The sequence below is a fragment of the bacterium (Candidatus Blackallbacteria) CG13_big_fil_rev_8_21_14_2_50_49_14 genome (assembly GCA_002783405.1).
Classification (GTDB): Bacteria; Cyanobacteriota; Sericytochromatia; order UBA7694; family UBA7694.
Map to the genome: position 1 here is coordinate 311,688 of PFGG01000064.1, position 11,226 is coordinate 322,913.

Sequence of the window (11,226 nt, forward strand, 5' to 3'; positions counted from 1 at the left end):
ACGACAATTTACTTAACCACCTTCTGCTGTCTGAAAACCGCTGCGCAGCGGAGTCGGTCTCAGATTATAAACTTCTTCAGGAACCAGGCCCGCAAGATATTCGACAATGTCTTTGACGGATACAATCCCGGTTAAATGGCCTTTTTCATCCACCACAGGCAAATGTCTAAAGCCCCCCAGGGTCATCTGATTCAAAGCAAAGGCAATTTTATCTTCGATAAACAAAGTGACGGGATCGGGAGTCATGTATTCTCTCAGTTTTGCCTGATTTAAATCGGGGTTCGTTTTTAAAACTTTAAAAAGCAGATCCCGTTCTGTGAAAATGCCAACCGGAACCTTTTTTTCTGCAATAATCACTGCGCCGATGCGCTTGTCTTGCATCAAATGGATAGCTTCCTGAAGGGTGTGCTCAGGGCTTAAGCTGATGGGCTTGCGGGGAGAAAGTCGCCGGATGGTTTCTTTGCTGACCACTGTAAATGCTTTTTCCTGGTCTTGCAAATGACTTAGATCATCATGGTCCAGATATTCATCGATTAAGCTCAATGGCGTGCCCCTCCTTTTTTCATAGCCTATATTTTCATTTTATCACGGGCCTTCGCCTTGTTAAAATCTGACTTGCTCTTCTTTAAACCACTTTAGAATTTTCTGGCCTGAAGGTCTTTGCCTGAATTCGCGCATGGTTTCAGCCAGGGCGGGTGGCAATTCATCAAGTTCAGGCAGTTTGACAGAATATTCAGCAGGCCCCACGATCGGGGCTCCAAGGGCTGCAAAACTCAGATCCGCAGCACTGAAACGGTCTCCACACAAATAGGGGCGGCCATCTGAAAGCCGTTGATCGACAAAATCAAATTCAGATTTCATTTTCATCAGCGAAATCTGGCTGGCCTCATAGGTAATATTCATGGATTGCCGCATGATAGCTGTCAGAGCGGGCCAAACAAAGGGCAACATGTTTTTTTCGTGTGCGGGACCTTTTTGTCGCAATAGCTTAAGACACAAAGGCTTGTCCTGAAGCAGATAGAAGTAAACGTAGCGCCGTGTATGCGGGCCCAGGTTGAGATCAAACCGGTTTTCCAAGGCCTCAACCTGTTCACGGGTTTGATCGTCTGGAAAAAGTCGCTTTTCAGGTTCTACCTGTCGATCCAGCCAATGGAGAATATCCGTAGAGTCTGGAATGATGCCCTCAGAGGTGAAGAGGCACGGGGTTGTGCGCCCGCCCCCGCGTGCCAGATTGGCTGCGAGGTGAAATCCAGGCAGATGATTTTCTTCACTATAGGAAATATTCAAGCGCCGAAACGCCCAACGGACTTTTTCGCAGTAATGACTGAGATTGATACTGTGAAGATGCGGAATTACAGGGGTATATTGGGAAGCCATTTGGGGGGAATATCCAATTGTCGTTTATTTGAAAAGCGTTGTAAAGAGCGGATCAGAATCGGTCGGGTTTGGGCGGGTTCAATAATATCATCGACAAAACCGCCAGCGGCTGGAATAAAGGGATCATCTGAGCGGCTGCCTTGGGCATGCAAATGATCCAAGCGTTGTTTAAGTTGGGGATTGTGGCCTGCAAAGCTGGCCATGGCCTGATCACTCATAATGCCTATACGCGCACCAGGCCAGGCGTAGACCAGATCTCCGCCGCCAATGCGGGGGTTGAGCATAAAATAGGCCCCTCCAAAACAGCGCCTGACCACCACCCCAATTTTGAGTCCCTTTAAATGGCCAATGGCCATCAAGGCCTGAGAACCATAGCTGAGAATCCCCTCTTTGTGCGCGCTGGCATTGGGCATAAGGCCTGGTACATCGACAAAGCTGATCAACGCGTAATTATAGGCGCTGAGGAAATTGAGAAAACGTGATAATTTCCGCAGGGCGCGGGTATCCAATGCTCCCGCCAGAACCAGAGATTGATTGGCTATCACGCCGACTGTTTGCCCTGCCAGACGCATAAATCCTGTCACCAGATTGGGTGCAAAATCAGGCTGCACTTCCATGAAACTGCCTTGATCGGCAACTGAATGAAGAACTTGTCTGATTTCAAACGGGCTTTCAGGGTTTTCTGGCAGGAGCTGATTCAATTGGGGATCGGTTCGCTCGCAGCTATCTTGAAAACTGAGCTGAGGGGGGGGCTCTGCATTGGTTTGGGGCAAATAGCCGAATAGCTTTCTGACCCTTGCAATCGCTGCTGCTTCGTCGGGTTCGACAAAATGGACAGCCCCAGAGTGACGGGTATGCACATCGGGCCCTCCCAATTCCTTTTCACTTAAATTTTCGCCCGTTGCCGCCAGATTGACCCCGGCTCCTGCCACACAGAGTGTGGAATTTTGATCCATGATAATAAAATCTGTTAAGGTGGCGACAAAGGCGGGGGCACCGATACAGTGGCCCAAAACACAGGTGATTTGAGGGACAACGCCTGAAAGGTATACTGCTTCTTTGAGTACTTCAGCATAGCCTTCCATAATCAAGACGCCATCGGTCACGCGTGCGCCCCCTGATTCCACCAAAGCGATCACGGGCAGACCGGATTGGCGCGCCAAACGATACAGTTCACAGATTTGGCGGGTTTGGAGGGCACCGATACTGCCTCCACGGGAATCAAATTCACTGGCCCAGGCCAAAACCGGGCGTCCCTCAATTTCGCCACTGGCACAGACTATGCCATCCTTAAAACTGGGTTTTTCAGGGTGATTGCGGGTAAACCTAAACAGCTCTTGAGCACTGTCAGGATCCAGCAATGCTTTCAATCTTTGTCTCGCATTGGGCCTGTCTGAATTTGATATTGATTTTTTGTCTTCTGACTCAATCAGCGCTTCGGCTTGTTTTAAACGCAAAAGATCGTGTGATAATGGGGTGTCCATGCTTACCTCATGCTTTTTTCAAGGCCAGAAAAAACAGTATATTGGCAGAGATAAAAAAGGTGGCGGCCATGATCAAGGCCCACGTCCAAGAGACCTGAATCCCAATCACCAGACTGAGTATGAGTCCGATGATGAGTTCTGCCACGCCTGCCAGCATAAAATAGTTTGAATTTGAGCGCTTCATAGATCAAACTTCTGCCCAGGTTTACATTCTCCTCTGTAATAACTCCATTCTTCACAGTAGGATCGATCTGTGAAGATGCAATAGCCTGCTTCACCCAGCGTTTCCCTGCGAATTTCAAGCCGACCGTTATTGCTTGTGCAGAAAACAGAGGCTGGGTTGGCGATGCCTGCTGTATTGGCGGGGGGGGTATTTGACTTCCCACTGGGACCAATCACGATCACCGGTGTGCAACCGATGATGAGGGCGAGAGAGAGCCCAAAGGGGTTCAAGAATGGCTTGACAAAAGGAAGCATGGGCCGGTAAATAGGCAGCATATCAGCCTCAATCTCAGATTTTGAATTAAGCCTATTTTACACCAAAGGGCTAGGACATGCTGGGAACGTAAAGCCCTGTCATGCGTTTACTCAAAATCCAGAGACGTTCCTGAAGATTTTCGTTGAGCGAAATTTTCGAAGAGGGCACGATTTTTTTTCGCTCAAAATATTTGCCTGTAATATGCTCAACTTCAGGGCTGGTTGCCAGATAGAGAATGGTTTCTGCACCCTTTTCGGGTGAGATCATGAATTTTTGACCAAACTTCAAAACCGGACGGGTCCAGGCAGGGGCCAAACTCCAGATATCTGTTGCAACTACCCCCGGATGTAGGCAGTTTACTGTGACGTCTGTATTCTCCAAGCGTCTGGCCAAAGCAAAAGTAAATAAAACATTGGCAAGTTTGGATTGGCCGTAGGCAGTGAGAATATCATAGCGTTGTTCGCCTTGAAGATTGGGGAAGTCGATCACGGCCCCAAAATGACCAGTAGAAGCCACATTGATAATCCGGGAGGGAGCACTGGATTTCAGCAGATCCAGCAGCAGATGGGTCAAGAGAAAATAGGCAAGGTGGTTGAGAGCCCAGGTCATTTCATAACCATCAACGCTCAGTTCGCGTCTTGCAAAAACGGCACCTGCGTTATTGACTAAAATATCAAGATGATCAGTGCGCTTTTGAACTTCTTCGGCTAGGTTGCGGATTTCAGACTGAATGGAAAGATCTGCAATGATAAATTCAACTTGCCCATCGGTTTGGGCTTGAATTTCTTGGGTGACGGCAGCTGTTTTATCTGGGTTGCGTCCCACCAGAATGACATGGGCGCCCCGTGCAGCCAATTCTCGGGCGGTAACTTTGCCAATCCCGGAAGTGGCTCCCGTGATCAGACAGACTTTTCCCTCCATTACTGTGCCTCCTCGCTTCACCTATGCTCAACAATAACACGATTTAATCATGACCCTTTGTTAAAAGATGAATATTTTTTGAGTAAGTTCCCAATTCCTTATAATCAGGGCGTAGGATAATAATCCTTTTGCATTTCAAACCAATTCCGAGTGTCTTTGGGATAACGCTGAAGCTCATAACTTAGATGGCGCAAGCCATTTTGAATTTGATTTCGATCCTGAGTTTGGAAACAGAGGAAAAAGCGAATTCCGAGTTGCAGATAATTTAATAGTGATTTACCTGAGGCAATTTCGGGTTTGAGTGATAATTGCTCACAAATCAAAGCCACCTTGCCATGAGCTAGTTTTTCCTGGTGACGGTCGTAATGCAGAACCAACCAGTTTAAGGCGTCTGCAAATGCGGGATCAGGTTTGGGGTTATCATTCGCTGGTGCAAACAGGGAGCGCAGAGCAGGCAGCCTGAATTTTTCTTGGGCAGTGAGAAAATGCACAGCTTCTACTTCGCTCAAAAAGCGAACGGGCAATTTGCCTGATACCAGATCCTGCCAATTCCAGCGTTTTTCAGCTGCTTGGAGCCAATCCACGTTTTATTCCAAAAACAGGTTGAGTCGTGTATTCCAGCCACCGAAGCCATCAGGCTCGATATTCTCGCATTCAGGATCGGGAATCCAATTTTTGCCATCAATGACAAATTTATAGGCATAGAGCCCTTTGAAAGGAAATTCCTTTTCAAGCTTCCAGGTCGAAGTATTTGGAATCCGGGTCAGAAATTCGCGATCGGCTTTCCAGTCTGTAAATTCTCCAGCCAGTGCGATGCTCTGGGCTTCGGCATGTTCAAAATAAAAGGTGACTTTGCGCCCCTCTACAAAAGGAGAAGAGAAACGTTTTAAACCCCGTCTATAACGGTCATTGACGGCCTCTTTGACACATTTTCGTGGATGAATCAGCCCAAAACCCTGTCTTTCCAAGGGGATATTAAAGATTTTGTCTGTTGTTGAGGTGAGAATTTCTTTGACGCGACGGGGGCCGAGTTCTGGATTGGCTTCCAGCATCTGGGCAATGATCGAACAGACGATCGGGGCTGAGAAAGAGGTCCCATCGACATGTTGGTAGTGGATGCCGACAATTTTTTGTTCGCGCAGTTTGTGTTGAATTCGGGCACGTATTTCTTCTGTGCTGAGTTTCAGAATATCTGAACCGAAGGGCAAATCCTCAAGTTGTTCAGCCACTGCCTCGGGCAATGCTGAATCAGAGAGACGGGCCAGTTTGCTGAGTGCCTCTGCTTCTTTATAGAGTTGGGTTTCTGGCAAAATTGGCGCAGCGACCCAGATGCCCGGCGCAATCAGTTCGGGTTTCATCAAACCATCGATGGTGGGGCCATAACTGGAATGGTACATATCATAGTAATGGCGACTGAGTTTGTTTTTATCGTCAAACCCCCCAACGGTCACGACAGAAGGGGCGTTGGCCGGTGGGGTAATCGCATTATCAGGGGAATTGCCATCGTTGCCCGCTGCCACAACCACCACCACACCTGCTTGCCAAAGCGCTTCTGCCATTTGGTTGAGTGCATTGTCTAGATACGATTCTTCGCGACCTTCGCCCAGTGAAATATTGAGAATGCGAATATTGTATTCTTTGTGGTGTTCGAGCACCCATTTCAAACCACGAATCATATATTCCGTTTTAATACAGCCTTGGCGATCGGTTGCTTTTAAGAGCACGATATTGGCATTGCTGGCGATGCCCTTGTAAAGACCATTTGAAAGGTAACCATTGCCAGTTGCAGAGACAGACGTTTGCATCCCATGCCAGCAATTGTCTTGGGGTTTACCAAAATCATCATCCTCGGGGTCTGGAATATTGACATAGGCCAAAACCCGGTTATTGGGCATGATCAGATCGGGGTGAGGGAAAAATCCCGAATCGAGAAAAGCAATCGTGACTCCTTTGCCGGTATAACGTGTCACCGCATTGAGTCTTAAAGGGGTAGGAATAATTTCATAATCGCTTTGACTGTAAATCGGAAAAAAACCACTCAGTTCAGAGACCAGACCTTCATTCGGGTATTTATTTGAGAGCAGGAAAATATCCTGGGGGGTTAATTTTTGGTTGTTTTCGTTTCTAAACAATTCAATTTGAGTGGGTTCTGTCAGCGATAAATATTCATCTAGAATTTCAGCTGTTTCTTCATCGATCAAAATATAACGATCAGGATCCGGGCCGTGTTGATAGATTTTGAGTTGAATTTTTCCATCATAGCGACGGATCACGTCTTCAATGATCAGGTCACACAAGGCCTGGGCATGAATGGAGGTTCCATAATAGAGCATTAAGATACACAAATCATGCAAAACATGCCATTGTTCCTGGCGCTTGATTTTCTCAAGCAGTTCCAGTTTGTGTTGTTTCCAGTGTTTGTCCAGCGGTTTATACTGTCTGGAATGTAAGGTGGCTATATAGGCGCCAATATAAGCTTTGATCAGATGTTGTAATGTATCCATAAGAAACCTACTTAATCACTTTGTGGGCAATCAAGGCCTGATAGTATTCAATGGCCTTGGGGCATGAACCATCTGATTCGATCCATCGGGGGTTGTGACTGGTGATCACTTCCAGGATCTGTTTTTCTACGTTTTTGTGAAAGGGGATAATGGCGTCATCCACCTCCCGTTCACAAACCGGGCAGACGTAGCGATTGTCCAGATGGGGGTCCATGGTGGGCTCCTTGGGCATTTTTATCGTTCTATATTAACACAGGCCTCTATGAAAAACCGGCAGAATCCAAGAGATTTGGTTCCTGCCGGTTGAGTCAATATTCAAGTACTAGCCTTTGTTATAGTAAAAACGCTCATGAACGATTTGATCGTTTGTCCAGGTTTGAACAGAAACCTGCTCCATTTTGGCTCTAAAACCATTTTTAAAGCTTACATCCATCCAATTTTCGATCATGACAATGCCTGTTTCATCATTCCAGGCTAAATTCGTAACGCCGCCATCGTGAAAGGCTTCGATACTTTCTAAAAATGCAATTTCACGTTCGCGGTTCGCGCTTTTGCCCTGGGTGGGCTCCTCAGCGTTTTCCTGCATGACGACATCTTCTGCGTAGTATTTATCAAAGGCTTCGAGCAGTTTTCCGCTAAAAATCATTTGGTAAAGATCGCTGGCTTTTTCTTTGATACTCATATTTTGGGTCTCCTTGTGATTAAAAACAGGCTTGGGTTCATGTTTTTCCATTCAGCGAAGCTCATCGGCAGCAAGAAAATATGAATACAGTGAATATTTTGCTGTCATGATTTATCTCTGAATAGTCATTATCATAACTGTTTTGATTATATAGTTCAATATCAAATAGTTTATTTTTAAATTAATTTTTTGAAGTCTTCAGCTTCCTGTGGATCTGCTCTGGGTTGAGACTGGAATTATGCTATGATGGCGCCATGCAAGACTGGGAATATGACGAAGATTGGGCTGAAGATGATGAGCCGGAACTGCTGCCTGATGAGCCTGCAGCAGTTGAATTGGCGCGTTTGCAGTTTGAAATTCCCCATTTTTCTCAAAGAACCCGAATCGATAGTTTTCTAACCCGCCATTTGCGCTATGCAACCCGCAATCGGATTCAAAAAGCGATTGCGGAAGGGCGAGTCACCGTCAACGGCAAAAATGTCAAAAATTCTTGCCCTTTGCATCGGGGCGATCTGGTTGAAATTACCCTGAAGCGACCTGCAGCTACAGATATGGTCGCTCAGGAAATTCCCTTGGACATTCTCTATGAGGATGAAGATTTGATTGTCTTGAATAAACCCCCCGGTATTGCTGTGCATCCGACCTATCAGCATTGGGATGGCACGCTGGCCAATGGATTACTCTGGCATTATCGACAGCAGGTAGGGGATATGAGCGCCCCCTTTAAGCCGGGCCTGATTCACCGTCTGGATAAAAACACTTCAGGTGTATTGGTGGTGGGCAAAACTTTATTGGCCAAACGCAAACTCAGCCGCCAGTTTGAGGAGCGTTTAACTGGCAAAATCTATTGGGCCTTGGTTTGGGGAGTACCCCGTCATCAGAAGGGGATTCTTGAAACCAATTTAGGGGTTAGTAAAAAAAATCGCATGCAAATTGATGTTTTCCCGCTGCATGGCCCCGATGGAAAACCTGCCAAAACGGGCTGGGAGGTATTGGAGAAAGCAGGGGGATTTTCACTCTTGCGCGTGGTTTTATTTACAGGTCGAACGCACCAGATCCGATCGCATCTGCGACATTTGGGACATCCGATCGTCGGAGACGCAACCTATGGGGGTCTTCATGGAGAAGGCTTTGACTATCCAGAGAAAGACACCTGGCTGCCTCAATTGCAGGCGATTATTTCGAGACAGGCTTTGCACGCGGGGCATCTTGAGGTCAATCATCCGGCCACGGGTCAACGCATGGCTTTTCAAGCTCCCTTGCCTGCAGATATTCTGGCTGCATTGGAGTGGCTGCGTCAATTCACCCAAGCTCAACCTGAATGACCAGACTGAATAGATTTGTAGCTGCTGATTTTCTAAGCTAAAATAAGACTCAGACTGAGAGAGAAAAGGCTAAACCTGATGTTACGTGCTGAAAACCATATTGATTTGGATGCCGTTCGCAAATGGACGCAGACCTGGGATGAAAGCCAGTATATAGAGTATTTTGAAAGCCAAATTGCAGACCGTCAGAAACGTCTGAAAGTTCGCTCCTCGATGGAGGAAAATATCGTCAAGATAAAAAAAATCTGTCGAGACCTGGGAGATGAACTTACGTTCTACTCCTATTTACAGCTTTTGAACAGAATCGTCTTCAATTGTTATTTTAAACGGGGCAATTCAGCCTTGCAGATTGCCAATTTTTATGAAGAGATCATTCTGCCTGCAGATCAGGAAACCCGCATGAAAATGTTTGCCTACGACGCTGGCAAACGTGAAGTGGGCGAGCTTCAAATCGAAATTCAGGATCAACAGGTCGGTCAATTGGGGGAACAGAGTGATATGTTCCACCTGGTCTATGATGCTTGTTTTCTGACAGAAGATGAGCTCTTTGATGAAGGGCAGTCTGTTTTGACAGAAAAACCCAACCATCCCTCGTTTTCAGTGACCTCAGTCGATGATGATTATCTGACCCTTAAAATTTGGAATCCAGAAGCTTTGGATTTACCTCTGCATCAGTTTATTGATCTGTTTCTCTACCACTGTTCAACCCGTTTGAATCTAAATTTCAAGCGCACGCTCTTTGATTTGCCCTTCGAGAAAAAAGGCAAAGCGATGAAACTGACCTTGCCCTTACAACCCAAGCCTTTGGATGCCTTGCCTTTGCTTTATTTCAATGCGGCGGCTCACCATTTGCCGCCACGAATTCGCTACCTGTCTTTTTATCATGCGGTATCGCACTTTTTTAAACGCGCAACGCATATCGTGATTCGTGAAAAAATGCAGAATATGTTTTCAACAGGCAATAGCCAGGATCCCCGTCAATTAAAAAAAATGTCGCGCTCGATCAATACCCTGAAAGAAACTTTCAGTGAGAAAGAATCGCTTGAACTGGTCTTGCGTGGGGCACTCAGCTTTGAAAAATTAGGCACCTGGCTCGAAGAAGATTTTCGCCGCAAAGAGTGGTTTGCTCAACCCCATGAGCGTTACCGGGATTTACCGCCTTTGATCGGTGTTTCTGAAAAAGAAATGCTGCGGGCTTTGGTGGAACGTATTTATGCCTTGAAATGTAGCATTGAAGATTTGCGTGATGAGCATGATAATTTTATTTGGTTGGGAAGTCTCGATGATGAGCTCTTGCGGCGTGAGCTTCCCTTGATTCGTTACCTGGCTGCTCAGGTGATTGAGCATTGGAGTGTTTCCGCTCTGGCAGAGGAATCTGATGCAATCCCAGAGGATGGGTTATGATGCTTAAGCTTTTAACCCGACTGGTAGGGGGGGCTTTGTGCTTGCTGTTGGCGGGAACTGAAGCTCAAGCCTTTGAAAAAGTCAAATTTATTAACTTCAGTGATATGCATCTTTCCCTCAAGGGCAAAAATGCAATGAAAATGGGATCCTCCAGTGAGGAAATTGTCAAAACCTGTGTTCAGGTGGCCAATCAGACCCCAGAGCTTGATTTTGTTTTGCTGACGGGCGATCTTCTTCAAGATGGCGAACCCTATAACCTGGATATGATTCGCTATTATCTTGATCAGTTAAAAGTGCCTTATTATGTCGTTCCAGGCAACCATGATATGAGTCCTGTGCATGCCCATGATGCCCAAGCCCCCATTTTTCCAGGTATTTCAAAAACTGTTTTTGTCTGGGCCTTTCAAGGCCATGGTTTTCAAGGCCCAGAATATCACTGGAGTGCCGATCCTGTTCCCGGCTTGCATTTGGTCGGAATTGACACCACCCTCCCCGGTACCTGGGGAGGGCAGGTGCCTGAAAAAGAAATGCGTTGGTTGGAACAGGATTTAAAAAAGAATCAGGGGAAATTGATTCTTCCCCTTTCGCACCATAATTTTATTGAGCAAACCCCCGATGATCATGACAAGACCCAGAACTTTGTCGTAGCAAATGCCAAGGCTGTACGTTCTGTTTTTGAAAAATACCGACCCCAGGTACAATTTGTGATTTCAGGGCACCATCATTTGGTTGGCTTGCGCCAACATCAGGGGATTGCCTATTTTTCAAACCCGAGCACCACGACTTGGCCCATGATGTATACCGAATATGAGTTAACGCCAAAGCAATTGCATTATGCTTCAAAATTTTTGCCTTTGGCTCCTGCCTTGCAGGAAGAGGCCCATCGCAATCTTTTGACTGATACTTGGTGGCGACCCAGTCAGGCTGCACCTGGCAAAGCGGGGGATGCCCTCTTAGAAGCGCAATTTTTGGGAGAAGCACATGAGCGTCAGGGAATACTTGCGCTTCAGCCTTGGAATCAAGCCCCTTGAGTGGGAATTTGTCGAGGGGA

12 protein-coding genes are annotated in these 11,226 nt (G+C 46.6%); 3 read left to right on the top strand and 9 right to left on the bottom strand.

All coding sequences use genetic code 11. The annotated features are described in order from the left end of the window. Positions 1-12: 12 nt before the first annotated feature. The 9 genes from COW20_16660 to COW20_16700 all read right to left on the bottom strand — a co-directional run bounded on the left by COW20_16660 (position 13) and on the right by COW20_16700 (position 7,446). Complete coding sequence (locus tag COW20_16660) at positions 13-543, bottom strand: hypothetical protein (GenBank protein ID PIW46550.1); 531 nt, start codon at positions 541-543, stop codon at positions 13-15. Positions 544-603: 60 nt separating this feature from the next. Continuing rightward, entirely contained in the window at positions 604-1,377 is a 774-nt protein-coding gene (locus tag COW20_16665) for a glutathione S-transferase (GenBank protein ID PIW46551.1), read from the bottom strand. Then, positions 1,353-2,861 carry a hypothetical protein gene (locus tag COW20_16670; protein PIW46552.1) on the bottom strand — a complete coding sequence of 503 codons (1,509 nt, stop codon included), beginning with the start codon at positions 2,859-2,861 and terminating at the stop codon, positions 1,353-1,355. The genes COW20_16665 and COW20_16670 overlap by 25 nt, the downstream gene beginning before the upstream one ends. A 180-nt stretch (positions 2,862-3,041) precedes the next feature. Continuing rightward, entirely contained in the window at positions 3,042-3,359 is a 318-nt protein-coding gene (locus tag COW20_16675) for a hypothetical protein (GenBank protein ID PIW46553.1), read from the bottom strand. 49 nt (positions 3,360-3,408) lie between these two features. Next, on the bottom strand, positions 3,409-4,260 hold the full coding sequence (locus COW20_16680) for a short-chain dehydrogenase (protein ID PIW46554.1): 852 nt from the start codon (positions 4,258-4,260) through the stop codon (positions 3,409-3,411). A gap of 104 nt (positions 4,261-4,364) precedes the next feature. Continuing rightward, complete coding sequence (locus COW20_16685; GenBank protein ID PIW46555.1) at positions 4,365-4,844, bottom strand: hypothetical protein; 480 nt, start codon at positions 4,842-4,844, stop codon at positions 4,365-4,367. 3 nt (positions 4,845-4,847) lie between these two features. Continuing rightward, positions 4,848-6,764 carry a hypothetical protein gene (locus COW20_16690; GenBank protein ID PIW46556.1) on the bottom strand — a complete coding sequence of 639 codons (1,917 nt, stop codon included), beginning with the start codon at positions 6,762-6,764 and terminating at the stop codon, positions 4,848-4,850. A 7-nt stretch (positions 6,765-6,771) separates the two neighbouring features. After that, the gene (locus COW20_16695; protein PIW46557.1) at positions 6,772-6,978 is read right to left on the bottom strand and encodes a hypothetical protein; all 207 of its coding nucleotides are present in this window, start codon (positions 6,976-6,978) and stop codon (positions 6,772-6,774) included. A 108-nt stretch (positions 6,979-7,086) separates the two neighbouring features. Then, positions 7,087-7,446, bottom strand: coding sequence for a hypothetical protein (locus tag COW20_16700; protein PIW46605.1), 360 nt, complete (start codon positions 7,444-7,446; stop codon positions 7,087-7,089). A 254-nt stretch (positions 7,447-7,700) separates the two neighbouring features. On the opposite strand from COW20_16700, the gene COW20_16705 reads away from it, so the two are divergent. The 3 genes from COW20_16705 to COW20_16715 all read left to right on the top strand — a co-directional run bounded on the left by COW20_16705 (position 7,701) and on the right by COW20_16715 (position 11,206). Further along, a complete protein-coding gene (locus COW20_16705; GenBank protein ID PIW46558.1) occupies positions 7,701-8,771 on the top strand; it encodes an RNA pseudouridine synthase in 1,071 nt (356 codons plus the stop codon). A 78-nt stretch (positions 8,772-8,849) separates the two neighbouring features. Continuing rightward, the gene (locus COW20_16710; protein PIW46559.1) at positions 8,850-10,175 is read left to right on the top strand and encodes a hypothetical protein; all 1,326 of its coding nucleotides are present in this window, start codon (positions 8,850-8,852) and stop codon (positions 10,173-10,175) included. Then, entirely contained in the window at positions 10,172-11,206 is a 1,035-nt protein-coding gene (locus tag COW20_16715) for a hypothetical protein (protein ID PIW46560.1), read from the top strand. The genes COW20_16710 and COW20_16715 overlap by 4 nt, the downstream gene beginning before the upstream one ends. The last annotated feature ends 20 nt before the right edge of the window (positions 11,207-11,226 follow it).

Bases quoted from the DNA above. Each gene is read 5' to 3' on its own strand.
- COW20_16665 (PIW46551.1), bottom strand. From the start codon at position 1,377: ATGGCTTCCCAATATACCCCTGTAATTCCGCATCTTCACAGTATCAAT.
- COW20_16670 (PIW46552.1), bottom strand. From the start codon at position 2,861: ATGGACACCCCATTATCACACGATCTTTTGCGTTTAAAACAAGCCGAA.
- COW20_16675 (PIW46553.1), bottom strand. From the start codon at position 3,359: ATGCTGCCTATTTACCGGCCCATGCTTCCTTTTGTCAAGCCATTCTTG.
- COW20_16680 (PIW46554.1), bottom strand. From the start codon at position 4,260: ATGGAGGGAAAAGTCTGTCTGATCACGGGAGCCACTTCCGGGATTGGC.
- COW20_16690 (PIW46556.1), bottom strand. From the start codon at position 6,764: ATGGATACATTACAACATCTGATCAAAGCTTATATTGGCGCCTATATA.
- COW20_16695 (PIW46557.1), bottom strand. From the start codon at position 6,978: ATGGACCCCCATCTGGACAATCGCTACGTCTGCCCGGTTTGTGAACGG.
- COW20_16700 (PIW46605.1), bottom strand. From the start codon at position 7,446: ATGAGTATCAAAGAAAAAGCCAGCGATCTTTACCAAATGATTTTTAGC.
- COW20_16705 (PIW46558.1), top strand. From the start codon at position 7,701: ATGCAAGACTGGGAATATGACGAAGATTGGGCTGAAGATGATGAGCCG.
- COW20_16710 (PIW46559.1), top strand. From the start codon at position 8,850: ATGTTACGTGCTGAAAACCATATTGATTTGGATGCCGTTCGCAAATGG.
- COW20_16715 (PIW46560.1), top strand. From the start codon at position 10,172: ATGATGCTTAAGCTTTTAACCCGACTGGTAGGGGGGGCTTTGTGCTTG.